This window comes from Cryobacterium sp. LW097 (genome assembly GCF_002205495.2).
GTDB lineage: Bacteria > Actinomycetota > Actinomycetes > Actinomycetales > Microbacteriaceae > Cryobacterium > Cryobacterium zongtaii.
The window spans coordinates 628,754-654,006 of the sequence record NZ_CP021992.1; the positions used below are offsets into that span (position 1 = coordinate 628,754).

The 25,253-nt window shown below is 69.1% G+C and carries 25 protein-coding genes; 15 read left to right on the plus strand and 10 right to left on the minus strand.

The annotated features are described in order from the left end of the window. Nucleotides 1-24: 24 nt before the first annotated feature. From B7495_RS02910 to B7495_RS02920, 3 genes are read left to right on the plus strand one after another with little or no spacing between them, the layout of a single operon-like run. A complete protein-coding gene (locus B7495_RS02910; RefSeq protein WP_370028254.1) occupies nucleotides 25-1,140 on the plus strand; it encodes an adenosine deaminase in 1,116 nt (371 codons plus the stop codon). A gap of 29 nt (nucleotides 1,141-1,169) precedes the next feature. Continuing rightward, nucleotides 1,170-1,652, plus strand: coding sequence for a PTS sugar transporter subunit IIA (locus B7495_RS02915; protein WP_088455254.1), 483 nt, complete (start codon nucleotides 1,170-1,172; stop codon nucleotides 1,650-1,652). Beyond that, nucleotides 1,649-1,921, plus strand: coding sequence for a PTS sugar transporter subunit IIB (locus tag B7495_RS02920; protein ID WP_088455255.1), 273 nt, complete (start codon nucleotides 1,649-1,651; stop codon nucleotides 1,919-1,921). Before B7495_RS02915 ends, B7495_RS02920 begins: the two co-directional genes overlap by 4 nt. Before the next feature lie 44 nt (nucleotides 1,922-1,965). On the opposite strand, the gene B7495_RS02925 is transcribed toward B7495_RS02920, so the two are convergent. Both B7495_RS02925 and B7495_RS02930 read right to left on the minus strand, forming a co-directional pair. Further along, entirely contained in the window at nucleotides 1,966-3,687 is a 1,722-nt protein-coding gene (locus tag B7495_RS02925) for a phospho-sugar mutase (protein ID WP_240632470.1), read from the minus strand. Nucleotides 3,688-3,848: 161 nt separating this feature from the next. Continuing rightward, complete coding sequence (locus B7495_RS02930) at nucleotides 3,849-4,682, minus strand: purine-nucleoside phosphorylase (RefSeq protein WP_088455256.1); 834 nt, start codon at nucleotides 4,680-4,682, stop codon at nucleotides 3,849-3,851. 70 nt (nucleotides 4,683-4,752) lie between these two features. Between B7495_RS02930 and B7495_RS02935 the strand changes: the two genes are divergently transcribed. Next, nucleotides 4,753-6,192 carry an NAD(P)H-quinone dehydrogenase gene (locus tag B7495_RS02935; protein WP_088455257.1) on the plus strand — a complete coding sequence of 480 codons (1,440 nt, stop codon included), beginning with the start codon at nucleotides 4,753-4,755 and terminating at the stop codon, nucleotides 6,190-6,192. A 109-nt stretch (nucleotides 6,193-6,301) separates the two neighbouring features. Here the strand turns inward: B7495_RS02935 and B7495_RS02940 are convergent, their stop codons facing one another. Together B7495_RS02940 and B7495_RS02945 are read right to left on the minus strand one after the other, a co-directional pair. Further along, nucleotides 6,302-8,065 carry a biotin carboxylase N-terminal domain-containing protein gene (locus tag B7495_RS02940; protein ID WP_088455258.1) on the minus strand — a complete coding sequence of 588 codons (1,764 nt, stop codon included), beginning with the start codon at nucleotides 8,063-8,065 and terminating at the stop codon, nucleotides 6,302-6,304. 102 nt (nucleotides 8,066-8,167) lie between these two features. Next, a complete protein-coding gene (locus B7495_RS02945) occupies nucleotides 8,168-8,827 on the minus strand; it encodes a nucleoside triphosphate pyrophosphatase (RefSeq protein WP_088455259.1) in 660 nt (219 codons plus the stop codon). 41 nt (nucleotides 8,828-8,868) lie between these two features. On the opposite strand from B7495_RS02945, the gene B7495_RS02950 reads away from it, so the two are divergent. From B7495_RS02950 to B7495_RS02965, 4 genes are read left to right on the plus strand one after another with little or no spacing between them, the layout of a single operon-like run. Beyond that, nucleotides 8,869-10,182, plus strand: a complete 1,314-nt coding sequence (locus tag B7495_RS02950; protein ID WP_088455260.1) for a class I SAM-dependent RNA methyltransferase — start codon at nucleotides 8,869-8,871, stop codon at nucleotides 10,180-10,182. Nucleotides 10,183-10,213: 31 nt separating this feature from the next. Further along, complete coding sequence (locus tag B7495_RS02955) at nucleotides 10,214-10,921, plus strand: response regulator transcription factor (RefSeq protein WP_088455261.1); 708 nt, start codon at nucleotides 10,214-10,216, stop codon at nucleotides 10,919-10,921. Next, complete coding sequence (locus B7495_RS02960) at nucleotides 10,908-12,215, plus strand: sensor histidine kinase (protein ID WP_240632370.1); 1,308 nt, start codon at nucleotides 10,908-10,910, stop codon at nucleotides 12,213-12,215. The genes B7495_RS02955 and B7495_RS02960 overlap by 14 nt, the downstream gene beginning before the upstream one ends. Continuing rightward, a complete protein-coding gene (locus B7495_RS02965; protein ID WP_088455262.1) occupies nucleotides 12,212-13,273 on the plus strand; it encodes a hypothetical protein in 1,062 nt (353 codons plus the stop codon). The genes B7495_RS02960 and B7495_RS02965 overlap by 4 nt, the downstream gene beginning before the upstream one ends. Before the next feature lie 227 nt (nucleotides 13,274-13,500). Here the strand turns inward: B7495_RS02965 and B7495_RS02970 are convergent, their stop codons facing one another. Both B7495_RS02970 and B7495_RS02975 read right to left on the minus strand, forming a co-directional pair. Then, entirely contained in the window at nucleotides 13,501-13,740 is a 240-nt protein-coding gene (locus tag B7495_RS02970) for an acyl-CoA carboxylase epsilon subunit (protein WP_088455263.1), read from the minus strand. Between the two features lie 11 nt (nucleotides 13,741-13,751). Then, entirely contained in the window at nucleotides 13,752-15,287 is a 1,536-nt protein-coding gene (locus tag B7495_RS02975; RefSeq protein ID WP_088457865.1) for an acyl-CoA carboxylase subunit beta, read from the minus strand. A gap of 185 nt (nucleotides 15,288-15,472) precedes the next feature. Between B7495_RS02975 and B7495_RS02980 the strand changes: the two genes are divergently transcribed. Both B7495_RS02980 and B7495_RS02985 read left to right on the plus strand, forming a co-directional pair. Continuing rightward, entirely contained in the window at nucleotides 15,473-16,306 is an 834-nt protein-coding gene (locus tag B7495_RS02980) for a biotin--[acetyl-CoA-carboxylase] ligase (protein ID WP_088455264.1), read from the plus strand. Between the two features lie 21 nt (nucleotides 16,307-16,327). Next, nucleotides 16,328-16,885: a PH domain-containing protein gene (locus B7495_RS02985; RefSeq protein ID WP_240632371.1), complete on the plus strand. Its 558-nt coding sequence runs from the start codon at nucleotides 16,328-16,330 to the stop codon at nucleotides 16,883-16,885. Here the strand turns inward: B7495_RS02985 and B7495_RS02990 are convergent. Continuing rightward, complete coding sequence (locus tag B7495_RS02990) at nucleotides 16,844-17,410, minus strand: GtrA family protein (protein ID WP_088455265.1); 567 nt, start codon at nucleotides 17,408-17,410, stop codon at nucleotides 16,844-16,846. The two genes, B7495_RS02985 and B7495_RS02990, sit on opposite strands and share 42 nt — an antisense overlap. Before the next feature lie 139 nt (nucleotides 17,411-17,549). Here B7495_RS02990 and B7495_RS02995 point away from each other — a divergent pair, with 139 nt between their 5' ends. The 3 genes from B7495_RS02995 to B7495_RS03005 all read left to right on the plus strand — a co-directional run bounded on the left by B7495_RS02995 (nucleotide 17,550) and on the right by B7495_RS03005 (nucleotide 20,601). After that, nucleotides 17,550-18,686 carry a 5-(carboxyamino)imidazole ribonucleotide synthase gene (locus B7495_RS02995; protein WP_088455266.1) on the plus strand — a complete coding sequence of 379 codons (1,137 nt, stop codon included), beginning with the start codon at nucleotides 17,550-17,552 and terminating at the stop codon, nucleotides 18,684-18,686. 86 nt (nucleotides 18,687-18,772) lie between these two features. After that, nucleotides 18,773-19,240, plus strand: a complete 468-nt coding sequence (purE, locus tag B7495_RS03000) for a 5-(carboxyamino)imidazole ribonucleotide mutase (RefSeq protein WP_088457867.1) — start codon at nucleotides 18,773-18,775, stop codon at nucleotides 19,238-19,240. Beyond that, nucleotides 19,237-20,601 (plus strand): LCP family protein, encoded by a 1,365-nt coding sequence (locus tag B7495_RS03005; RefSeq protein ID WP_088455267.1) that lies wholly within the window; start codon nucleotides 19,237-19,239, stop codon nucleotides 20,599-20,601. The genes purE and B7495_RS03005 overlap by 4 nt, the downstream gene beginning before the upstream one ends. Nucleotides 20,602-20,630: 29 nt before the next feature. Here B7495_RS03005 and B7495_RS03010 read toward each other — a convergent pair whose 3' ends face one another. The 3 genes from B7495_RS03010 to rfbB are packed head-to-tail and all read right to left on the minus strand — an operon-like array spanning nucleotide 20,631 to nucleotide 23,624. After that, nucleotides 20,631-21,776 (minus strand): glycosyltransferase family 1 protein, encoded by a 1,146-nt coding sequence (locus tag B7495_RS03010; protein ID WP_088455268.1) that lies wholly within the window; start codon nucleotides 21,774-21,776, stop codon nucleotides 20,631-20,633. Further along, nucleotides 21,773-22,627, minus strand: a complete 855-nt coding sequence (gene rfbD / locus B7495_RS03015) for a dTDP-4-dehydrorhamnose reductase (RefSeq protein ID WP_088455269.1) — start codon at nucleotides 22,625-22,627, stop codon at nucleotides 21,773-21,775. The genes B7495_RS03010 and rfbD overlap by 4 nt, the downstream gene beginning before the upstream one ends. A gap of 10 nt (nucleotides 22,628-22,637) precedes the next feature. Next, a complete protein-coding gene (gene rfbB, locus B7495_RS03020) occupies nucleotides 22,638-23,624 on the minus strand; it encodes a dTDP-glucose 4,6-dehydratase (RefSeq protein WP_088455270.1) in 987 nt (328 codons plus the stop codon). A gap of 76 nt (nucleotides 23,625-23,700) precedes the next feature. Here rfbB and B7495_RS03025 point away from each other — a divergent pair, with 76 nt between their 5' ends. Then, nucleotides 23,701-24,309, plus strand: a complete 609-nt coding sequence (locus tag B7495_RS03025) for a dTDP-4-dehydrorhamnose 3,5-epimerase family protein (RefSeq protein WP_088455271.1) — start codon at nucleotides 23,701-23,703, stop codon at nucleotides 24,307-24,309. 3 nt (nucleotides 24,310-24,312) lie between these two features. After that, on the plus strand, nucleotides 24,313-25,179 hold the full coding sequence (gene rfbA, locus B7495_RS03030; RefSeq protein WP_088455272.1) for a glucose-1-phosphate thymidylyltransferase RfbA: 867 nt from the start codon (nucleotides 24,313-24,315) through the stop codon (nucleotides 25,177-25,179). The last annotated feature ends 74 nt before the right edge of the window (nucleotides 25,180-25,253 follow it).

The following is a 25,253-nucleotide window of genomic DNA, read 5'->3' on the forward strand; positions in this document are numbered from 1 at the left end:
GCGCGATAGATTGGGGGAGTGAATATCAGCTCCGAGGAATACCTGTTGCCCGGCAGTGGCGTGAGCATCAACGCCCTGCCCAAAGTCTCCCTGCACGACCACCTCGACGGCGGTCTGCGACCGGCCACGATCCTCGAGCTGGCCGCGCCGATCGGCCTGGAGCTGCCCGCCACGACCGAGTCCGGCCTCGCCGATTGGTTCGTCAGCCAGGCCACCTCCGGCTCGCTCGCGGACTACCTCAAGGCCTTCGAGATCACCGTCGGCGTCATGCAAACCCACGACGCCCTCGTGCGGGTGGCCAGGGAGTTCGTTGAAGACCTCGCCCTGGATGGCGTGATCTACGCCGAGGTGCGCTGGGCCCCCGAGCAGCACCTGGCCGGCGGGCTCAGCCTGGACCAGGCCGTCGACGCCGTGCAGGAAGGCATCGCGGCGGGCATCGAGCGGGTCGCCCAGGCCGGCATCACCATCAAGATCGGCCAGCTGATCACCGCGATGCGGCACGCCGACAGGTCCCTCGAGGTCGCCGAACTCGCCGTGCGGCACCGCGACCTCGGCGTGGTCGGCTTCGACATCGCCGGCGCCGAGGAGGGCTTCCCGGCCGGCAACCACGCCGCCGCGTTCGACTACCTGGCCCGGAACCTCTTCCCGGTCACCGTGCACGCCGGCGAGGCCGACGGGCTGGGCAGCATCCGCGGCGCCCTGTTCGACGGTCGCGCCCTGCGCCTGGGCCACGGCGTGCGCCTGGCCGAGGACATCGAAATCGGCCGGGAGGACCAGGAGAACACGTACGTGACCCTCGGCCCGCTGGCCCAGTGGGTGCGCGACAGGGAGATCCCGCTGGAGCTCAGCCCGTCGTCGAACCTCCAGACCGGCGCGATCGCCGCCTGGGGCGACGACATGCTCGACCACCCGTTCGATCTGCTCTACCAGCTCGGCTTCCGCGTCACCGTCAACACCGACAACCGGCTGATGAGCGCCACCACGCTCAGCCGCGAGCTGGCCCTGCTCACGGATGCCTTCGGCTACGACCTCGACGACCTCGAGGCCCTGCAGCTCAACGCGGCCTCCGCGGCATTCCTGCCGTTGGAGGAGCGCGAAGAACTCGCCGACGCCATCGTCGACGGTTTTGCCACCGCCTAGCCCGCCAACGCCCACGCTAGAAAGCAGCCATGTCCCTCCCACCACTTCCCCTTGACGCCATCGACGTCGGCCTGCACGTCCCCGACTGGCGGGCCGCCGTCGGCGCCGCCGGCGCGGCGCTGGAGCGATCCGGTTCCACCGCACCCGGCTACACCGAGCGCATGGTGGGTGTGATCGAGGAATTCGGCGCCTACGTGGTGATCGCGCCCGGGCTGGCCCTGGCGCACGCCCGGCCCGGCCCCGATGTGCTCACCGGGGGCCTGAGCGTCGTGACCCTCGCCGAGCCCGTGGCCTTCGGACACCCGCACAACGACCCCGTCAACGTGGTCCTGGGCCTGGCGGTGACCACGGGCGACGAGCACGTGCACTTCGTCGCCGAGCTCGCCAACGTGTTCAACGATTCGAGCATCATCCCGGCGCTGGCAGCGGCGCCGGACGCAGCATCCGTACGCTCGCTCCTGGGCATCGCGGCACCAACCGGCGCAGACGCCAGCACGGAGGAACACAAATGAAGATCGTCGCACTGTGCGGAGTCGGTATCGGCACATCCGCCATTCTCAAGGTCAACGCCGAACGCGCCCTCGAGCGCCTGGACATCGAGGCTGACGTCACCGCGGCCGACATCGCCAGCGTGAAGCTCGCCGCCGCGGACGCGCAGGTCATCCTCACCTCGTCGGAACTGGTGCCGTCGATCGGCAAGACCAACGCCGACGTCATCATCATCGACAACTTCTTCGACCTCGACGAGCTGACCGCCAAGCTCGAGATCGCACTCGGCTAGCCCGGCGCGGATGCCCGGCTGGGCATCCGCGTCCGCACCGCCGGTCAGCCGATCAGCGCGCGCATGCCCCTGTCGAGCTCGGCGAGGGCATCGGATGCGGCCTGCCGGCGTTCGGCGAGGCTGCCGACGCTGCTGTGCGTGTCGAGATACACCTTGAGCTTGGGTTCGGTGCCGCTGGGCCGCACCATCACCCGGGAGCCGTCGGCGAGCACGATCCGCAGCACATCGCTGGGCGGCAGGCCGTTGAAGCCGCCGGAGAGATCGTCGATGTGGTCCACCCGGCTGGTGCCGATCATCGCCGGCGGGCTCTCGCGCAAGCGTGCCATCACCCTCTCGATCTCGGTGAGGTCGGTGACGCGCACCGAAATCTGGCCCGAGGCGAAGTAACCGAACTTCTCGGCGAACGCGTCGAGGTGGTCCGCGAGCGTCAAACCGTCGGCCTTGAGCTCGCTGACCAGCGAGAGCAGTGCCACGGCGGCGGAGATGCCGTCCTTGTCGCGCACGGTGCCGGGGTTGACCAGGTAGCCGAGGGCCTCTTCGAAGCCGAAGATCAGGCCGGGAGCACGGGAGACCCACTTGAACCCGGTGAGGGTGTCGGCGAACCGCAGGCCGTAGGCGTCTGCGACGGCCTTGAGCGCCGGCGTCGAAACAATCGAGCAGGCCAGGGTGCCGTCGGCGCCGCCGTCGCCCGGCGCGTTGGCGGCCAGCTCGGCGGCCCGCCAGCCCAGGATGGCACCGACCTCGTTGCCGCTCAGGCGACGGTAGCCCTCCGGCGCGTCGGCGTCCGGGATGGCGATGGCGAGCCTGTCGGCATCCGGGTCGTTGGCGATGATCAGTTCGGCGTCGACCTCACGCGCGGTCTCGTAGGCGAGGTCCATTGCGCCGGGTTCCTCAGGGTTGGGGAACGCGACGGTGGGGAACGCCGAGTCGGGGGCGATCTGCGCGTCCACGAGGGTCGGCAGGGCGAACCCGGCGGCGTCGAGCACGCGGCGGGTGGTGTCCCACCCCACACCGTGCAGGGCCGTGTACACAACGCTCACCTGCGCGCGCGGCGACGCGCCGATGGCGGCGGTCGCATCCACGTAGGCCTGCACGACGGACTCCGGAGCGGTCTCGTACCCGGCCCGCGGCAGCTCGGTGACGAGCTGGGTGTCGGCGACGTGCTGGATCTGGGCGGCGATGGCGATGTCGTCGGGGGAGACGATCTGCGAGCCCTCATCGGAGTCGCCCAGGTAGACCTTGTAGCCGTTGTCGTTGGGCGGGTTGTGCGAGGCGGTGACCATCACACCGGCGCTGGCGCCGAGGTGGCGCACCGCGAAAGCGAGCACCGGGGTGGGGAGCAGGCGGGGCAACAGCACGGCGCGCACGCCGGCGCCGGCCATGATCGCGGCGGTGTCGGTGGCGAAGACGTGCGAGTTGCGGCGGCCGTCGTAGCCGATGACCACGGACGGGATGCTGCCGGGCCGGCTGCTCGCCGCGGCGGCGAGGAGATAGGCGGCGAGTCCGGCGGCGGCCTGGCTCACCAGAACTCGGTTCATCCGGTTGGAGCCGGCGGCGATCTCGCCGCGGAGGCCCGCGGTGCCGAACGCGAGGCGCTCGTCGAAGCGGGAGTGCAGGTCGGCAACGGCGGCCGGGTCGCGATCCTGGGCCTGCTGGATCAGCACGCGCAGCTCGGCGCGGGTCTCCGGGTCCGGGTCCTGGGCGAGCCAGTCGGTCGCGGTGACCAGCAGCAGGTTGACCGGGTCGGTGGCCGTGGTGTCCAGCACTGCCGTGGCGGCGGGCACCTCTCCGGCCGTCTCGTCCGGTCCGTCGACGGTGTTCAGCACGGCGGTCTGCGGTTCGCGTTCGTCGTCGCCGGCGTGCGCGCCGCGTGGGAGGAGCGGCTCGGCGGGGGTGCCGGGCTGGGTCGGAGTCTCGTCGCCGTGGCTCACAGTGCGGCCACGATGCTGGCGAGGAGGGCGCTGATGGTGGCTTCGGCGGCCTGGCCGGCCTCGAGCACCTCGCCGTGACTGAGCGGGGTCTTTTGAATGCCGGCGGCGAGGTTGGTGATCAGCGACATGCCGAGTACCTCCATGCCGGCCTGGCGGGCGGCGATGGCCTCCAGCGCGGTGGACATGCCCACGATGTGGCCACCGATGGCCTTGGCCATCTGCACCTCGGCGGGAGTCTCGTAGTGCGGCCCGCGGAACTGGCAGTAGACGCCTTCGTCCAGGGTGGGGTCGATGCCTCGGGCGAGGTCACGCAGCCGCTGGGAGTACAGGTCGGTGAGGTCGATGAAGGTGGCGCCCTCGAGCGGCGAGTCGGCGGTGAGGTTGATGTGGTCGCTGATCAGCACCGGGGTGCCCGGCTTCCACGTCTCGCGGATGCCGCCGGCCCCGTTGGTGAGGATCATGGTCGTCGCCCCGGTCGCGGCGGCGGTGCGCACGCTGTGCACGACCCGGCGCACGCCGTGGCCCTCGTAGTAGTGGGTGCGGGCGCCGATCACCAGGGCACGCTTGCCGCTCGAAAGCAGCACCGAGCGCAACATGCCCGCGTGGCCGGCCAGCGCCGGCGCGCTGAAACCGGTGATTTCCTGCGCGGGGATCGTGTGGGTGGTCTCGCCGATCAGGTCGGCGGCCTTGCCCCACCCGCTTCCCAGCGTCAGGGCGATGTCGTGATGGGCGACACCGGTGGCGTCGGCGATTTCTTGGGCGGCGGTGGCGGCCACGTCGAACGGGTTGGTTTTCGGCGCGTCAAGAGGATTGATCTCGGTCGTGAGCATCCCCCTACTCTAATTGCCTGCGGGGCAGCCGTGGTTTGGCGGGTCGCGCGGTGCAGGACAGAATAAGTGAATGCCTTACGAGTTCGAACGAAAACAACGCATCATTATCATCGGTGGCGGCCCCGGCGGATACGAAGCGGCACTCGCCGGCGCGCAGCAGGGCGCCGAGGTGACCCTGATCGAACGGGTCGGCGTCGGCGGTGCCGCAGTGCTCACCGACGTCGTTCCGTCGAAGTCGCTGATCGCCACCGCGGAAGCGTCGAACTCGATCCGTGAGGCCAACGACCTGGGCGTGCAGTTCTTCGTGCGCGACGCCAAGGGCAAGCCGCTGCACCCCGAGGTCGCGATCAACCTCGCCGCGGTGAACAAGCGCCTGCTCGCGCTGGCCAGGGAGCAGTCCGAGGACATGCGGGAGACCCTGGTCAAGGCCGGCGTCAAGCTGCAGAGCGGCCACGGCCGGCTGGACGGCCGCGACGCGGTCATCGTGTCCACCGGAGACGACGGCTCAGGCACCGATTTCGACCGGATCGAGGCCGACACCATCGTGCTGTCGGTGGGCGCGAGCCCCCGCACGATGCCCACGATGATGCCCGACGGCGAGCGGATTCTCACCTGGACCCAGCTGTACAACCTCAAGTCGGTGCCCAAACACCTCATCGTCGTCGGCTCCGGCGTCACCGGCGCGGAGTTCGCCTCCGCCTACCGGGCCCTGGGCGCCGAGGTCACCCTCGTCTCCAGCCGCGACCAGGTGCTGCCCGGCGAAGACGTCGACGCCGCCGCCGTGATTGAGAACGTGTTCAAGCGCAACGGCATGGTGGTGCTGAACAAGTCCCGCGCCGCCACCGCCGAACGCACCGACACCGGCGTGCTGGTGACCCTCACCGACGGCCGCACCGTCGAGGGCAGCCACTGCCTGATCGCCGTCGGCGCCGTGCCGAACACCCAGGGCCTGGGCCTGGCCGAGGCCGGCGTTCAGCTGGACGAGTCCGGCCACATCCGGGTGAATCGGGTGGCGCGCACCTCGATCCCCAACATCTACGCCGCGGGCGACTGCACCACGGAGATGCCGTTGGCGTCCGTCGCATCCATGATGGGCCGCACTGCGGTTTACCACGCCATGGGCGACGCGGTGAACCCGATCGAGATCCGCAATGTGGCGGCCAACATCTTCACGCAGCCGGAGATCGCGACAGTCGGCTGGACCCAGAAGGAGATCGAGGAGGGTGTGCGCCGCGGCGAGGTGTACAAGATGCCGCTCGAGTCGAACCCGCGCGCCAAGATGATGGGCATCAAGGACGGCTTCGTCAAGCTGATCGCCTCCCGCGGCACCGGCACCGTCATCGGCGGCGTCATCGTGGGCCCCAAGGCCAGCGAACTGATCTTCCCGCTCACCCTCGCGGTCGAGCACGGCCTCACCGTCGACGAGGTCGCCGAGGCGTTCACCGTCTACCCGTCGTTGACCGGGTCCATCACGGATGCCGCACGCGCGATGCACAAGGTGCACTACTGACCCGGCACCCCGGCCGCATCCGCGACTAACTGTCGCCCGTGCGGACACCTGCGCCCGGTACGCCGGGCGCAGGTGTCCGGTTCGGGCACAGTTGCGCAGCTGGGGGGTGTCAGCCGACGGTCATGAGCAGGTGGCCCGAGGAGACCGTCGAGCCGACAGCGGCGCCGATGACCCCGACCACGCCGTCCTTGTGCGCGGTGAGCGGCTGTTCCATCTTCATGGCCTCCAGCACCAGCAGCAGGTCGCCCTTGACGACGGTGTCGCCCTCCGTGACGAGGATCTTCACGATGGTGGCCTGCATGGGCGCCTTGACGGCATCGCCCGTTGCGGTGTTCACCGAGTGAGCGGCGGTCCGACGGCGCGGGGCCGGCCCGGCGGTCTTCTCCGACGCGGTACCGGGCAGCAGCTTGCTGGGCAGGCTCACCTCGATGCGGCGGCCGTCCACCTCGACGACCACGCTGTGCCGGGCGTCGGAGCGCGGACGGTCCTCGACGGTGCCGCTCCAGGGGGCAATGGTGTTCTCGAACTCGGTCTCGATCCAGCGGGTGTAGATCGAGAACGGGGCGCCGTCGGCGGGGGCGAAGGCCGGGTCGCGCACGATCATGCGGTGGAACGGCAGCACTGTGGGCAGGCCGGCCACCTCGAACTCGTCGAGGGCGCGGCGGGCGCGTTCCAGGGCCTGTTCCCGGGTGGCGCCGGTGACGATGAGCTTGGCCAGCAGCGAGTCGAACGAGCCGGAGATCTCGTCGCCGGACTGCACGCCGCTGTCGACGCGCACACCGGGGCCGCCGGCGGCCTTGAACACGTGCACCGGGCCGGGGGCGGGCATGAAGCCGCGGCCGGCGTCCTCACCGTTGATGCGGAACTCGAACGAGTGGCCGACGGCGATGGGGTCGTCGTAGTCCAAGGTGCCGCCCTCGGCGAGCCGGAACTGCTCACGGACCAGGTCGATGCCGGTGACCTCCTCAGAGACCGGGTGTTCCACCTGCAGGCGGGTGTTCACCTCGAGGAAGGAGACCGTGCCGTCCTGGCCGATCAGGAACTCGCAGGTGCCGGCGCCGACGTAACCGACCTCCCGGAGGATGGCCTTGGACGCCCGGTACATCTCGGTCGTCTGCGCCTCGGTGAGGAACGGTGCCGGCGCCTCTTCGACGAGCTTCTGGTGGCGGCGCTGGAGGGAGCAGTCGCGGGTGGAGATCACGACGACGTTGCCGTGGGCATCCGCGAGGCACTGGGTCTCGACGTGCCGGGGCTTGTCGAGGTACTTCTCCACGAAGCACTCGCCGCGGCCGAAGGCCGTGACGGCCTCACGCACGGCGGAGTCGAACAGTTCCGGTACCTCGTCGCGGGTGCGGGCGACCTTCAGGCCGCGGCCGCCGCCGCCGAAGGCCGCCTTGATGGCCACGGGCAGGCCGTGCTGGTCGACGAAGTCGAGAACTTCGGATGCATCGGCGACGGGGTTCAGGGTGCCGGGCGCCATCGGCGCGTGCACCTTCTCGGCGATGTGCCTGGCGGACACCTTGTCGCCGAGCTGCTCGATGGCCTCCGGGGACGGGCCGATCCAGATCAGGCCGGCGTCCAGGACGGCGCGGGCGAAGGCGGCGTTCTCGGCGAGGAAGCCGTAGCCGGGGTGCACGGCGTCGGCGCCGGAGCGGCGGGCGATGGAGAGGATCTTCTCGATGACGAGGTAGGTCTCGGCGCTGGAGGTGCCGTCGAGCCCGTAGGCCTCGTCGGCGAGACGGGCGTGCAGGGCGTCCCGGTCCTGGTCGGCGTATACGGCCACCGAGAGGATGCCGCTGTCCTTTGCCGCTCGGATCACTCTGACGGCGATCTCGCCCCGGTTGGCGATGAGGACCTTCGTTATACGCGACATAGGTACTGAGCCTATTGGTCCGAACCCCCGCAATTTTGGTTCTTTCCCACAAAAACCGCGGCAAGAACACTGCGTGGGGCTACAAAGGCCCCGAAAGAACGGTCAGTCCGGTAGGGCCGAAGTGCCCGTATTCCACAGGCTCGGCCAGTCATAGCCCAACCGGAGCACCAATCTGCGCAGGGTCGGCAACGACAGTCCGACGACCGTGGAGGGGTCGCCCTCGATGCGGCTGATGTACGGCGCGCCGAGGCTGTCGATGGTGAAAGCGCCCGCGACAAAGAGCGGTTCACCGGTATTGATGTAGGCGTCGAGCTCCGAATCGGTGAGGTCGTCGGCGAACGTCACGTCGGCGACGGCGACGGCACCGACGGCACGGCCGGGCCGACCGTCGATGTGCTCGATCAGCCAGTGGCCGGAATAGAGCTGCCCGGTGCGTCCGCGCTGGGTGTGCCAGCGCTCCCTGGCACGCTCGCTGGTGTGCGGCTTGCCGTAGATCACACCGTCGAGGACGAAGACCGAGTCCCCGCCGAGGATCAGCCCGTCGATGCCCCGCTCGGCACCGACGGCCGCGACGGCCTGGGCCTTCGCCCGCGCCAGCAGCTCGACCACATGGTGCGGAGTCAGGGGCTCGCCCAGGCGTTCAGCCTCGGCCGCCGCGACGGCATCCTCGTCGACATCGGGCGAAATGGTGACGGGTTCGATGCCCGCCGCGCGCAGCAGCGCCAGCCGGGCGGGGGAGGTGGAGGCGAGGTAGAGGCGCATGGAACCCTTCAGGCGGCAGGCAGATGTGGGATGCTCATTCAATGGGCACCAACACTAATCGTCAGGCAAGTCAGAGCACTCCAGAGGGCGAGATCGGCACCGAACTCGACCTCGATATCACCAACGTAGCCCACGGCGGCATCTTCGTTGCCCGGCACGAGGGCCGTGTGGTCTTCGTCAGCGACACCCTCCCGGGTGAACGGGTGCGCGTCAGGCTCACCGACGCGAACAAGAAGAGCTTCTGGCGGGCCGAGACCGTCGAGGTCCTGGACGCGGCCCCCGAACGTCAGCCGCACATCTGGGCCGCAGCGGCCATCGACCGGGACCCTGCCGACCGTGCCGGCGGCGCCGAATTCGGCCACATCGAACTGGGCCACCAGCGCGAGCTCAAGCGCCAGGTCCTCACCGATGCACTGCACCGGATGGCCGGACTCGACAGCGATGTCACCGTCGAGGCCGTGCCGGTGGCAGCGGATGCTTCGCCGGGCGACGCCATGGACGGCACCGGCTGGCGCACCCGGGTGCGCCTGCATGTCACGGAGACCGGCATCGTCGGCCCGTACGCCGCCCGCTCGCACCGGGTGATCCCCGTCGACGACCTGCCGCTGGCCGTACACGCCCTCGAAATGGCCGCGCCGCTGGACAAGCTGTTCGCCGGCGCCGCATCCGTCGACGTCGTCGCCCCCAGCGTCGGTGAAGTGCAGATCCTGGTCGCCGAGCAGGACGACAAGGGCCGCCGGCGCCGCACCGCGCCCAAACCGATCACCGAGCGGGTCGGCGACCGTGAGTTCCGGCTCGACGCCGCCGGTTTCTGGCAGGTGCACGCGCGTGCCGCGGAGACCCTGTTCGCCGCCGTGCAGGACGCCATCGACCCGGACCTGTTCGACCCCAAGGCCGCCAACCTCGACCTGTACGGCGGTGTGGGGCTGCTCGCCGCCGCCGTCGCCGACAGGTTCGGTTCCGACGTGCGCATCACCTCGGTGGAGAGCGACGCCCAGGCCACCGAGAACGCCGGCGCTAACCTCGCCGAGTGGGTCGGCGCCACCGCGCAGACCGGCAGGGTGGACACATTCCTGACCGGACTCACCCGCGACGCCGACGCTGCCGAACGGGCCCGTCTGCAGGCAGCCACCGTGGTGCTCGACCCGCCGCGATCTGGCGCCGGCGGCGAAGTCGTCGACACCCTGGCGTTCCTCGCGCCGGCCCAGGTGGTCTACGTCGCCTGCGATCCGGTGGCCCTGGCCCGCGACGTCGCCCTCTTCGCCGGGCTCGGGTACACGCTGCGGAGCCTGCGCGCCTTCGACCTGTTCCCCAACACCCACCACGTCGAAGCCGTCGCCCTGCTCACCAGATAGCTAGTCTTAGCACCAAGAACGAAGACGAGAGATGACAACCGTGACCGAGCCTGACACCGCGACCGACCTGGCCGACCGCCCCGTACGCGTGGGCATCGCCGACGACCATGAGTCGGTGCGGCTGGGCCTCAAGGCCGCCTGTGAGAACACCGGCTTCGAGGTGGTCTTCGAGGCCGCGACGGTACGCGAACTCGTCGACGGCATCGCCGGTCGCCCGGTGGATGTGATCGTGCTCGACCTGTCCCTCGGCGACGGGTCCCTCGTCACCGACAACGTGCACCTGGCCCGTGGTACCGGCGCGTCGGTGTTGGTGCACAGCATCGCCGACAGGGTCGCCCTGGTCCGTGAGGGCCTGGCCGCCGGCGCTGCCGGCGTCATCCCCAAGTCGTCGCCGACGACCACGGTGATGGCCGCCGTCGCCTCCGTGGCCCGCGGTGACGTGCTCAACAACCTCGAGTGGGCCACCGCCATCGACGCCGACCGGGACTTCGCCAAGGCCCAACTGGGCCGCCGTGAACGCGACGTGCTGCACCTCTACGCCTCCGGCCTGCCGCTGAAGATGGTGGCGATGCAGCTGGGCATCGCCCACTCCACGGCCCGGGAGTACCTCGACCGCATCCGCGTGAAGTACGTCGAGGTGGGCCGCCCGGCACCCACGAAGGTCGACCTGTTACGCAGGGCCGTGGAAGACGGCATCCTGCCGGGTCTCGACCTGGAAGGCGGGGATGGGCGCTCCTAGTCCGGCCGAGGTCGTGCCGGTCCGGTCGTTCAGGCTGTCGCCGGGCCGTGTCGCACCCGACCAGCTCGGTGCCGACCTCCTCAACGAATCCAAGCAGCCGCGCAAGCCCATCAGTCGCGCGCAGATCGAGCGGGTGGTCTCGCGGGCCGCCGGCGGCGTGGGCCTGATCTTCGCCCTGCAGACCTATCCGGCGATGCTCGGCCAGCTGGACAGCCTCAAGCCCGGTCTCGGGGTGGCGCTCAGCATCGCGATCTTCGGCGGCCTGGGCGTGGCAATCATCGCCACGCTGGTGAAGAAGTACGTCAGAGTCACCAGCGGCGTGTTCGCGGGGGTGTACCTCGTCGCCCTGATCGGCTGGCCGGCGATGCTGAATACCCCGGAGGGCACCCTCGAGGGCAAGCCTTGGCTCTGGTATCTCTGCACCGTCGCGACCGGTTTCGCCGCCGTCTCGTTCTCCAAGTGGTGGGCGATGACCTACACCTTCCTGGCCCCGATCGCCTACGGCATCGTGCGGGTGCTGCCCGCAGGCGGTGGCGCCGATCCGATGCTCGGCGCCCTCGACGCCGTCTACGCGATCCTGCTCGGCCAAGTGATTCTGATCATCATCACGATGCTGCGCCAGGCCACCGCCGGGGTCGACATCGCGCAGACCAACGCGCTGTCCACGTACTCCGCCGCCGTGCGCCAGCACGCCACCGAGGTGGAACGGGTGCAGGTGGACTCCCTCGTGCACGACAGTGTCCTCGCCGCCCTGTTGTCCGCCGCCGCAGCCGGTACGCCGAAGGCGGCCGAGCTGGCTGCCACGATGGCGGAGGACGCCATCGCCCGGCTCACCGAGGCCGGTTCGCTTCCCGCAACCGACGACAGCCTGGTCCTGTTCAGCACCCTCAAGGAACGCATCCGCACGATCGCGGACCGGTTCGACGAGCCGATCGAGTTCATCGACTGCGATGCCGAGAGGCTCAGCCTGCCCTCGCACGCGGGCGAGGCCCTCTACGCCGCCAGCGCCCAGGCGATCGTGAACAGCATCCAGCACGCCGGTGTCCCCGGCGACCCGGTGACGAGGTCGGTGCGGATGAACTCCAATCTGCTGGGCGGCTGCGTCATCGAGATCGCCGACTCCGGTGTCGGGTTCGACCCCGCCACCGTGCCCAGCGAACGCCTGGGCCTGCGGATCTCGATCCGGGAGCGGGTCGCGAAGGCCGGCGGCGTCGTCCAGGTGAACAGCAGCCCCGGCCGGGGCACGTCGATCCTGATCGAGTGGCCGCTGAGTGAGCGCGGTGGCCGCGCATGATCTCCGTCCCCCGAGGGCTGATCATCTCCCTGGCCGCCCTGTTCTCGACCTATCACGTGATCCTGGCCCTCTACTCGCTGGATGTGCCGGCGTCGCCGGTACCGGCGCTGATCGCGATCCTGCTCTACGCCGCGGCCACCGTGGCGAGCCTATGGCCGACCAGTCCGGCCCGGATGTCGCACTGGTTGGGGTTCTTCAACGTGGCCGTGTGCATCGCGGTTCCTTTGCTCGTGGGCAGCCAGTTGGACGGGTCCGTGCCCGACAACGGCTACGCCACCTGGTACGTGGCCGCCGTCGGCACCCTGATGACCATCACGGCCACGCGCAGGCGGGCGACCCTCGCCTGGGTCGGGGTGGGCTTCCTCGTCGCTCACACCGTCGTCTGGGCCGGTGCGGGCTCCCTCGCGTCGATGGGCGTCATCGGCAGCGCCGTGTGGGTGTTCGTGGCCGTGACGCTGGCCAGGGCGCTGGCCAAGGCGGGCCGGGACGCGCGGCAGTACGGCCTCGCCGAACGGGAGGCCACCGAGTGGCAGGCGGCGCAGGAAGCGCACCTGTACGAGCGTCAGGTGCGCCTGGCCCAGACCATCCGGTTGGCGGCGCCGATGCTGCGCCGCATCATCCAGGAACGCGGCACGCTCAGCGACGGGCAGCGTCTGGAGTGCCGGTACCTGGAGGCCGCGATCCGTGACGAGATCCGCGGGCGCCGGCTGCTCAACGACGCCGTACGCCGTGAGGTGATGGCGGCGCGGCGGCGCGGCGCCATCGTCACCCTGCTCGACGAGGGTGGCATCGACGACCTGACCGGCACCGATCTGGAGGTCGTGCTGAACACTCTGGCCGACGCCATGGCCGCCACGACGGCGTCCACGATCATCGCCAGGACGGCGGCCGACGGCTCGGGGACCGCCATCACCGTGGTGGGCATCAACAGCCCTGACCCGCGGCTGAGCGCCCTCGGCCAGGACTCGCCCGACGAAGAAGTGGACCTGTGGTTGGAGATCCCGCGGGCCGTGCACGCGCCGGGCGCCTCGGCCGGCCAGCCGACCCGCCGGCACTGACCGGGCATGCGAAAGGGGACCCACCCGGGGGTGGATCCCCTTCCGACATTTCCGTGTCAGGGCGACAACCCGAATGTCGCCTAGACGCGCCCCCAACACATTCGCCTGCTTACCCTAGTCGGCGAATGATTGGTCGTGTTGCCCGAGAGCAACACCCAGCAATACCAATAATGCCGACCCGGTGATCCGCTGAAAAGTCGTCATTTAGGGGGACAACAGAGTGCGGCTCAGGCCGTGAAGCCCCGCCAGCGCTCGTCGCCCCGCGGCAGCGGCGCCCTGATGGCCCGCTGGCTGTCCTGCCAGGGGCTCGCGGGGCCGTTCGGCGTGGCCCGCAGGTTGTCCGACTCGGCGCGCAGCAGGGCCCGCAGGACGGCGGTCACCGCGGCTGCCTCCTGTTCGGAGACCCCCGTCGTGACGAAGGTGAGCTCGGCCGGGTCGAAGCCGGCGCGGTTCTCTGAGACTGTCATGGCAGCGCCGCCTACAGCGGGATGTTCCCGTGCTTCTTGGCGGGCAGGCTGGCGCGCTTGGTGCGCAGCGCCCGCAACGCCTTGACGACGGACACCCGCGTCGCGGACGGTTCGATGATCCCGTCGAGCTCGCCGCGTTCGGCGGCGAGGAACGGGCTGGCCACGTTGTAGGTGTACTCGTTGGCGAGCCGGCTGCGGACGGCAGCGACATCCTCGTTGGCCGCTTCGGCCTTCTTGATCTCGGAACGGTAGAGGATGTTCACGGCGCCCTGGCCGCCCATGACCGCGATCTCCGCGGTCGGCCAGGCCAGGTTGATGTCGGCGCCGAGCTGCTTGGAGCCCATCACGATGTAGGCGCCGCCGTAGGCCTTGCGCAGGATCACGGTGACCAGCGGCACCGTGGCCTCCGCGTACGCGTAGAGCAGCTTCGCGCCTCGACGGATCACGCCGGTCCATTCCTGGTCGGTGCCTGGCAGGAAGCCGGGAACGTCGACGAGGGTGAGGATCGGGATCGAGAACGCGTCGCAGAACCTGACGAACCTGGCGGCCTTCTCGCCGGCCTGGATGTTGAGGGTGCCGGCCATCGCGTTGGGCTGGTTGGCGACGATGCCGACGCTGCGGCCCTCGATGCGGGCGAAGCCCACCACGATGTTGGGCGCGAACAACGGCTGGGTCTCGAGGAAGTCGCCGTGGTCGACGATGTGCTCGATGACGGTCTTCACGTCGTACGGCTGGTTGGGCGAATCGGGGATCAGCGTGTTGAGCTTGAGGTCGGAATCCGTGGTCTCGAGTTCGACCTCGCTGTCGAAGACGGGTAGCTCGGCGAGGTTGTTGTCCGGCAGGAAGCCGAGCAGGGTGCGCGCGTAATCGAGGGCGTCGGACTCGTCACTGGCCAGGTAGTGCGCCACACCGGAGATGGTGTTGTGGGTCAGCGCGCCGCCGAGTTCCTCCATGCCCACGTCTTCGCCGGTGACGGTCTTGATCACGTCGGGGCCGGTGACGAACATCTGGCTGGTCTTGTCGACCATGATCACGAAGTCGGTCAGGGCGGGGGAGTACACGGCGCCGCCGGCCGCCGGGCCGCAGATGATCGAGATCTGCGGGATCACGCCGGATGCGGCGGTGTTGCGGCGGAAGATCTCGCCGTACTTGCCCAGGGCCACGACACCCTCCTGGATGCGCGCTCCACCGGAGTCGAGGATGCCGATGATGGGCACCCCGGTCTTGAGAGCCAGGTCCATCACCTTGATGATCTTCTCGCCGGCCACCTCGCCGAGCGAACCGCCGAAGATCGTGAAGTCCTGCGAGTACACGGCCACCTGACGGCCGTGGATGGTGCCGGTGCCGGTGACGACGGAGTCGCCGTACGGGCGCTTCTTCTCCATGCCGAACGCGACGGTGCGGTGCCGCACGAATTCGTCGAGTTCGACGAACGAGCCCGGATCCAGCAGCTCGGCCACCCGTTCGCGGGCGGTCATCTTGCCCTTGGCGTGCTGCTTCTCGATGGCGGCCTCGCCGCTCGCGGTCACGGCTTCGTGGTAGCGCATCTTGAGGTCGGCGAGCTTGCCAGCCGTCGTGTACAGGTCGGGTCCGGTCGGGTTCTCAGTCACGCCGTTCACTCTACCGGCCTCACCCCGCACCGCCCCCAGAGCGTGTCGGCCCGGTGCCCCACCAAACCTGGGCAGAATTGCAGGAGTTATGATCCCCGCGGGGTGTGAGAAGAGGCGTCAGCATGGAATTTCCGATCAGCCGCGGCATTGGGGCACGGTTCGAGTACCTCGACGAGGCCGGCTCCACCAACGATGTGCTGGTGACCCGGGCCACGGGCCCTGATGCGTCGGCCTGGCCCGACCTGTCGGTCATCGTCACCGACAACCAGACCAGCGGCCGCGGACGGCTCGGCCGCACCTGGCTGGCGCCCAGCGGCAAATCGCTGGCCATCTCGGTGCTGCTGCGACCACGGCTGGAGAGCGGCCGGCTGCCGCCGAACCGGTACGGCTGGTTTCCCCTGCTCGCCGGCGCGGCCATGACCCAGGCCGTGCGTTCGGTCGTGCAGGCCGCGGCGCCGCCGCCCGGCGACGAGGAGGCACCCCGGCACGAGGTGACGCTGAAGTGGCCCAACGACGTGCTCATCGACGGCTACAAGGTCTCCGGCATCCTTTCGGAGCTGTTGCCGGATGCCAGCGGCCTGTGCATCGGCACCGGACTGAACCTGAGCCTGGACGAGCACGACCTGCCCACCCTCACGTCCACCTCGCTGATGCTCGTCACCGGTAGCATCCCGAACGCCGACGAGGTGCTCGCCGCGTACCTCGACGCGCTGCGGAGCCTCACCGCGAACTTCCTCGCCGCCGGGGCGGATCCCGTGGCCAGCGGCCTGCACGCCGAGGTGTCCGCCCTGTGCGGCACCCTGGGCGCCGCGGTGCGCGTCGAACTGCCCGGTGGGCAGGACCTGGTGGGCACCGCCGTCGGGCTGGACGGGGACGGCCGGCTGATCGTGGAAGACCAGACGAACGGCGAACTACAGGCCGTCGCCGCGGGGGACGTGACCCATCTGCGGTACTGAATCTGAGGTATTAATGGGTATATGACCAACCCAGCGCAAGTGATGCCCGGCGTGCCGACGACGGCGCCAGAGGTGGTCATCGCCCGGCTCCGCTCGCACGCCAGGGCGCTGTTCTGGCCCACCCTGTTCCTGATCGGCGCGTGCGGCGTGACCGGCTACTACTCCGGAAGCCTGGCCGAGCCGTGGCAGAACGTGATGCTCCTGGTCGGCGCCGGCCTGGTCGTCGTGCTGCTCTGGTTGTTGCCGCTGGTGTCCTGGCTCACCCGGCGGTACACGGTGACCAGCCGCCGGATCATCTTCGTGCACGGCATCTTCGTGCACGAGCGGCAGGAACTGCTGCACAGCAGGGGCTACGACGTCACCGTGCGCAAGAACTGGCTGCAGTCGCTGTTTCGGTCCGGGACGGTGCGGATCAATTCGGGGCTGGAACAGCCGTTGTCGCTGCGGGACGTGCCGGACGCCGACCTCGTGCAGCAGGTGCTGCAGGACCTGATGGAGCAGTCACAGAGCGTGATGGCCTCGCGCCGGCAGGAGCAGTCAGCGCTCGGTGACGAATTCGGCCTCCGCGCGGGACTGTAGCCGCAGCGCTGCCGTGCTGGTGGTCACCGGACCGGTGGCCGCCGTGCCGGTGGGCACCGCAGTGGCGTCCCGGCGGGACGGTGAGAAGACCCAGTACCTGTACAGGGTGAAGCGGAAGACGGCTCCGAGCAGCAGGCCGATCACGTTCGAGGAGATGTTGTCGGCGATGACGCTGGTGTACCCGAGAACGTAGTGGCTCACCCACAGGCAGGCCAGCCCGATTCCCATACCGACGAGGCTGACCGCGAAGAACTCCAGGCCCTCACGCAGGGTCTGTGACCGGCGGTCCTTCGAAAAGGTCCAGTACCGGTTGCCGACCCAGTTGGCCAGGATGGCGAGGACCGTCGAGACGACCTTCGCCCAGATCGGGCCGGAGGCGAGGGCCTCTGGGGAGAAGACGGTGGCCCGCAGCAGATTGAACACTGTGATGTCCACCGCGAAGCCGACGAGTCCGACCATGCCGAACTTCGCGAGCTGGGTCGCGAACGCCAGCACCCGGTACCTGCTGAAGGTTGTTCTCGACATGCATCCGTCCGGCCGATAGGTGAAAATGGAACGTGTAGCGAGAAAACGCGCTTCTCTCGCAGTCTACGTCCCGGCATATTCCTCATCCTGGGAGTTCCCGGCCCCTCGGATGAACGGTCGCACAGAAATTGGTGAACAAATGAGAACGATCGTTGGTGTGATCGGCGGAGGCCAATTGGCCCGCATGATGATCCCCGCCGCGGTGAACCTCGGCCTCGACCTCCGGGTCCTGGCCGAGGCCGACGGAATGTCCGCGCACCTCGCCGCGGTGTCGGTGGGGGACTACCGCGACCTGGCCACCGTCCTCGCCTTCGCCGAGACCGTCGACGTGGTGACCTTCGACCACGAACACGTTCCGCAGGTGATCCTCCGCGAACTGGTGAACCGGGGCATCAGCGTGCACCCCGGACCCGACGCGTTGCTCTACGCCCAGGACAAGCTGCTCATGCGGGAACGCCTGACCGAGCTGGGCCTGCCCGTCCCCGACTGGGCGCGGGTGGCCGACGCGGACGCTCTGGCGCAGTTCCTCGCCGATCACGGTGGCCGGGCCGTCGTGAAGACAGCCAGGGGCGGCTACGACGGCAAGGGGGTGCGCGTGGTGTCCCACGCCCACGAGGCCGACGACTGGTTCCTCGCGCTCGCCGAAGACGCCAACGGCGGCGACCTGTTGGTCGAGGAGCTCGTCGACTTCCGCCGCGAACTAGCCCAGGTCGTCGCGCGACGCCCGTCCGGTGAGATCGCGATCTGGCCCGTCGTCGAGACCGTGCAGCAGAACGGCGTCTGCGCCGAGGTCATCGCGCCGGCACCGAAGTCGGCCGGCCGGCTCAGCGCGCTCGCCGCCGACATCGCCGAGCGGGTGGCCGAGGGCATCGGTGTCACCGGGGTGCTCGCCGTGGAACTCTTCGAAACCACCGACGGCCGGTTGCTGGTCAACGAGCTCGCGATGCGGCCGCACAACAGCGGTCACTGGTCGATCGACGGCTCCACCACGAGTCAGTTCGAACAGCACCTGCGAGCAGTGCTCGACCTGCCGCTGGGCGACACGGCGCTCCGGGACCCCTGGTCGGTGATGGTCAACGTCCTCGGCGGCCCCGCCGAGGGAAGCATGGCGGCCCGGTACCCGGCCGCGTTCGCCGAGCAGCCGACGGTCAAGGTGCACAACTACGGCAAGGACCCCCGCCCCGGACGTAAGATCGGCCACGTGACGGCATCCGGGCCCGATCTGGACTCGGTCAGCTACCAGGCGCGTGCCACTGCGGCATATTTTCAGGACTAAAGCCTAAGATCGTCACCGTGCCAGACAACCTCGCGACTCCCGCCCCCGAGTCCGCCCCCTCCTCAGCCGCGCTCGTCGGCGTCGTGATGGGGTCGGACTCCGACTGGAACGTCATGAGCGACGCCGCGGCCATGCTGGCCGAATTCGGTGTCGCCCACGAGGTGCAGGTGGTCTCAGCGCACCGCACGCCGGAAAAGATGATGCGCTACGGCGCCGAAGCCTGGGGCCGCGGCCTCAAGGTGATCATCGCCGGCGCCGGCGGCGCCGCACACCTGCCGGGCATGCTCGCCGCGGTCACCACGCTTCCCGTCGTGGGCGTTCCGGTGCCGCTGGGCCGCCTGGACGGCCTGGACTCACTGCTATCGATCGTGCAGATGCCGGCCGGCGTTCCCGTCGCGACGGTCTCGATCGGCGGCGCGCGCAACGCGGCCCTGATCGCCATCAAGATCCTGGCGACGGCGGATGACGCGCTGCGCCTCAAGCTGCAAGGCTACGCCGACCAGCTGGCCGAGCAGGTGGAGCAGAAGAACACGGCCCTGCAAGCGAAACTATGACGAGCGCCAGCAGCCCGATCCGGCACCCGAATTCCGGCTCCAGGCAGGTCATGACCCGCCGGGCCTGGTGGCTCGTGGTCCTCAACATCCTTCTGCCCGGCTCCGCCCAGGTACTCGCGGGAAGCCGCGGCCTCGGCCGGTTCGGACTGCGCGCCAGCCTGAGTCTGCTCGGCCTCGGCGTGATCGCCGGCATCGTCTACGCGCTGAACCCCGAGATCCTGCTCACCGTGGCCACCAACTCGATCGGACTGTGGATCCTCGCCATCGTGATGGTGTTCTACGCCCTGGTCTGGGTGGTCCTGACCTTCGACACCATCCGGTTGACCCGCCTCGTGAAGGCCCGGCCCAAGGCCCGGCCGTTCATCGCCGGACTGGCGACAGTGGTGATGGTCACTGTGGCCGGAACCGCCTCCTACGGCGCCTACGTTGCCACGACGGCCAGCGGGTTCCTGTCGTCGGTGTTCGCGGCCGGCCCGTCGGAGCCGCCGGTCGACGGCCGATACAACATCATGCTGCTCGGCGGCGACGCCGGTTCCGACCGGTTGGGCATGCGCCCGGACAGCACCTCGGTGGTCAGCATCGACGCCGAGACCGGCAAGGCCGACATCATCGGCATCCCTCGCGACCTCGAGTACGTGCCGTTCCCGGAGGATTCCCCCCTGTACGCCTCGTACCCGGACGGCTACGGCTACGACGGCGTCTGCGACGTGGACGTCTGCCAGCTCAACTCGATCTACACCGAGGTGGAGCTCAAGAGCCCGGAGATGTACCCCAACGCGGTGGCCGAGGGCAGCGAACCCGGCATCGAGGCCATGCGTGACGCCGCCAGCGGCGTCACCGGGCTCACCATCCAGTACTACGTGCTCATCGACATGCAGGGCTTCTCTCAGCTCATCGACGCCCTCGGCGGCGTGGACATCACCGTGGCGGAGCGGCTGCCCATCGGTGGTCAGGAAGACGACCTCAGCGACGTGGAAGGCTGGGTGGAGGCCGGTCCGCAGCACATGGACGGTTTCACCGCCCTGTGGTACGGTCGCGCCAGGCACGGCACCAGCGACTACGACCGGATGTCCCGCCAGCGGGTTCTGCAGGAGGCGATCCTGCAGCAGTTCAACCCGGGCAACGTCCTCACCAAGTTCCAGGGTGTGGCCCAGGCCGGCCAGGAGGTCGTCAAGACCGACGTGCCCCAGGGCATGCTCGGCTACTTCACCCGCCTCGCGGCCAAGACCAAGGAACTCCCGGTGGGCGCCGTCGAACTGGTGCCGGCCAACAACGTGGACCCGACAGACCCCGACTACGACTACATCGCCGGCCTGATCGACGCCGCGCTGAACCCGGTCACAGAGACCCCCGCACCCTGACCCTGAGCCGTTGATCGGGCCCGATGGGCTCAGAGGTCGGCGTGCAACTGCCAGACGCGTTCGGCGGTGTCCCGCCAGCTGAACGCCCTGGCCCTGTCGCCGCCGAAGATGCGCAACCTGTCGGCGAGGGCGGTGTCGCCAAGCACCCGGTCCAGGGCGGCGGCGAGCCGATCGGGGTAGCCGGCCGGGTCGTCACGCTCCACCACGAAGCCCGCATCGCCGGCGGCCTCGACCAGGGCCGGCGCATCCGAGTGGATCACCGGGGTGCCGAAGTGGAAAGCCTGGATGATCGGCAGGCCGAAGCCCTCCTCGAGGCTGGGGTAGACGAAGACCGACGCCCGCGAGATCACCAGGGCGAGCTGCTGGTCGGTCAGGCCGTCCAGCGCGCGCACCCGGTCGGGAGCGAGGCCGGCCTCGTCGGCCACCGACGCGAGAGTCAGCTCACCCCAGGAATCCGGTCCGACAACAAGCAGCGGCAGCTCCGCGGCGCCCGGACGGCCCAGGGCCGTGATGAGGGCGGTCACGGCGCGGCGCGGTTCCAGGGTGCCGGCGGTGAGGATGTACTCGTCGGGCAGCCCCAGGGCCACGGCCATGGCTTCGGCGGCGGCGGAATTCGTCGGCAGCACCAGGCCGCTGCTGACGGCCCCGCCGATCACCCGCACCCTGTCGCCGAAGTCCATGATCTCGCCGAGCTGGTCGGCGAGGGCGTGGCTGGGCACCACGATGGCGTCGGCGTGCTTGCGGGCGCGTTTGAGCATCAGCTTGGTTCGGGAGACGGTGGTCGGGGTCAACGACTCCGGATGCGTCCAGGCGAGCACGTCGTGCACCGTCACGGCGACCTGGGTCTCGTCCCTGACCCTGTCGTGCCGGTGCAGCGGAGCAAACAGGCCGGGGGCGTGCACGAGGCCGCGGCCGGCCGAGGTCGCCACACCGAGCTGCCAGGCCGCGGCGAGTTCGCGGCGCGCCAGTGCCATCTTGTGCAGGCCCGCCAGGCCGGGCAGGGCGTCGGTGATCTGGTCGTAGTGCTCCGCCGAGGTGGCCGAGACGATGCCTTCGACCGCACAGTCGGTTGGCGCCGTGGCGATCAGCGACCGGGTGAGTTCCTCGGTGTACCGGCCGAGCCCGCCGGGAACGGGCGAGACCATCTGGTCGACGATGACCCGGAGGGTGATCATGACGGGGTGAAAGCGCCGTGGGTCGAGGCGTCCTCGAGGGCCTCGGTCCAGGGCCGCATCGGGGCCAGGCCGGCAGCGGACCAGGCGTCGTGCCCGAGTACCGAGTACGACGGTCGTGGTGCCGGACGCACGAACGTGCGGCCGTCGGTGGGCAGCACCCGGTCAGGGTCAAGGCCCGCGTTGGCGAACACGGCCCTGGCGAACCCGAACCAGTTCGTCTGCCCGGCGTTGGTGCCGTGGTAGATGCCGGCTGGCGCGTCGGCGTCGAGCATCGCCACGATCTGGCGGGCCAGGTCGACGGTCCAGGTGGGTTGGCCGAACTGGTCGGCGACGACGGAGACGGTGTCCCGGCCCGCGGCGAGGGTGAGCATGGTGCGGCCGAAGTTGGGGCCGTGTGCGCCATAGAGCCACGCGGTGCGCACGATGTAGCTGCCGGCGGGATTCTCGGTGAGCACGAACTGTTCACCGGCGGCCTTGGTGCGGCCGTACGCGTTGAGCGGGTCGATCGCGGTGTCTTCGGGGTACGGCGTGCTGCCGGTGCCGTCGAAGACGTAGTCGGTGGAGATCTGCACGAGCTTCGCACCGCTGGCGGCGGCCGCGATCGCGAGGTTGCGCGGGCCGATGGCGTTCACCGCATACGCGGCGGCCTCGTTCTCCTCCGCCGCGTCCACCGCGGTGTACGCGGCGGCGTTGATGATCACGTCGTGGCCGGTGACGGCCTTCTGAACGGCGGCGAGGTCGGTGATGTCCAGCTCGCTGCGGTCCACGGCCGTGACATCACGGTCGGAGAGGGCGTCCTGCAGGTCGCGGCCGAGCATCCCGGCCGCGCCGGCGATCAGATAACGGGTCATGTCAGCAGGCTCAGCTCAACGCCGCGCGGGCCTTGAGGGGTTCCCACCAGGAGCGGTTGTCGCGGTACCACTGCACCACGTCGGCCAGGCCCTTCTCGAAGGGCACCTCGGGGGAGTAGCCGAGTTCGGCCTGGATCTTGGAGATGTCCACGGAGTAGCGCAGGTCGTGGCCGAGACGGTCGGCGACCCGGTCCACGTAGGACCAGTCCTTGCCGGTGGCGTCCAGCAGCAGCTGAGTGAGCTCGACGTTGGTCAGCTCGGTACCGCCGCCGATGTTGTAGATCTCGCCGGCGCGGCCGGAGACCAGCACCATCGCGATGGCGCGGGTGTGGTCGTCCACGTGCAGCCAGTCACGGATGTTGTTGCCCTCGCCGTAGAGGGGAACGTGCAGGTCGTCGATGAGGTTGGTCACGAACAGCGGGATGACCTTCTCGGGGAAGTGGTACGGGCCGTAGTTGTTCGAGCACCGGGTGATCGACACGTTCAGGCCGTGGGTGCGGTGGTAGCTGCGGGCGAGCAGGTCGCTGCCGGCCTTCGACGCGGAGTACGGCGAGTTGGGCTCGAGGGCGCGCTCCTCGTTCCAGGAGCCTTCGGCGATGGAGCCGTAGACCTCGTCGGTGGACACGTGCACGAACCTGGGCAGGTTGTTGCGCAGTGCCGCGTCGAGCAGCTGTTGGGTGCCGAGCACGTTGGTCTCGACGAAGATCGAGGCGTCCCGCACGGAGCGGTCCACGTGGGATTCCGCGGCGAAGTGCACCACGGCGTCGAGGCCCGGGAACAGGGTGTCCAGCAGAGCGCCGTCGCGGATGTCGCCCTCGACGAAGGTGTAGCGGTCGGAATCGGCCACGGGGGCCAGGTTCTCCAGGTTGCCGGAGTAGGTGAGGGCGTCCAGGACGACGACTTCGGCGCCTTCCAGGCCCGGGTAAGCGTCCTGCAGGGTGCGACGAACAAAGTTCGAGCCGATGAACCCGGCTCCGCCGGTGACGAGGATCTTCATATATATACGTGACCATTCCGTTTGCGTAAAGGTGCCTCCGCGATTCTACTGGACACGCCTTGCTAGGCTGGCAAACGTGCAGATTCGTGAACTCTCCGTCCCCGATTCCTACGAGGTGACCCCCAAGCAGTTCGGGGACGACCGGGGAGTCTTCCTCGAGTGGTACCGCTTCGACAAGTTGTCCGAGGCGGTCGGGCACCCGCTGGACCTGCGTCAGGCCAACACCAGCATGTCCAGCCGCGGCGTCGTGCGCGGCATCCACTTTGCAGACATCCCGCCGGGCCAGGCCAAGTACGTCACCGCCACGCACGGTGCGATCATCGACTTCATCGTCGACATCCGGGTCGGTTCGCCCACCTTCGGCCAGTGGGACTCCGTACTGCTGGACGACGTCGACCGTAAGGCCGTCTACATCTCCGAGGGCCTCGGCCACGCTTTCGTCGCCCTGACCGACAAGGCCACCGTGAGCTACCTGGTCTCCTCCACCTACACCGCCGGCGCCGAGCACGGGATCAACCCGCTCGATGACGAGGTCGGCCTGATCTTCCCGTCCTCGGCCGGAGAGCTGCTGCTCTCCCCGAAAGACACCGACGCACCCAGCCTCGCCGAGGCCGCCGCGAGCGGACTGCTGCCCACCTGGGACGCCGCCCGCGCCTACTACCAGTCGCTCAACGAACGGAACTAGACCATGCGCGGAATCATTCTCGCCGGAGGCTCAGGAACCCGCCTCTGGCCGATCACCAAGGGCATCTCCAAGCAGTTGATGCCCATCTACGACAAGCCGATGATCTACTACCCCCTCTCGACGCTGATGATGGCCGGTATCCGCGAGGTGCTCATCATCACCACCCCCGAGTACAACGACCAGTTCAAGGCCCTCCTCGGCGACGGCAGCGAGCTCGGCCTCCGCCTCGAATACGCCGTGCAGCCCTCCCCGGACGGCCTCGCGCAGGCGTTCACCATCGGTGAGGACTTCATCGGCGATGACAGCGTCGCCCTGGTGCTGGGCGACAACATCTTCCACGGCGCCGGCCTGGGCTCGGCGCTCCGCAACAACGCCGACATCGACGGCGCCCTGATCTTCGCGTACCACGTGTCCAACCCCACCTCCTATGGAGTCGTGGAGTTCGACGACGACTTCACCGCCGTGTCGATCGAAGAGAAGCCGACCAAGCCCAAGAGCAACTACGCCGTGCCCGGACTGTACTTCTACGACAACTCCGTCGTCGAGATCGCCAAGTCCATCGAACCCAGCGCCCGCGGCGAGCTGGAGATCTCCACCGTCAACGAGCGCTACCTCAACCAGGGCAACCTGCACGTGCAGGTCCTGGACCGCGGCACCGCCTGGCTGGACACCGGCACCTTCGAATCGATGATGCAGGCCTCCGAATACGTGCGCGTCATCGAAGACCGCCAGGGCCACAAGATCGGCTGCATCGAAGAGATCGCCTGGCGCGCCGGCTGGATCGACGACGCCCAGCTGAGCCGTCTCGCCGCCCCGCTCGCCAAGAGCGGTTACGGCGTCTACCTGAACGGGCTGCTCAAGACCGACTAACAGCCGGCCGAATCACGGCTAAAGGCCCCATGGATGAGTTCCATGGGGCCTTTTGCGGCATCTGGACGATGGCG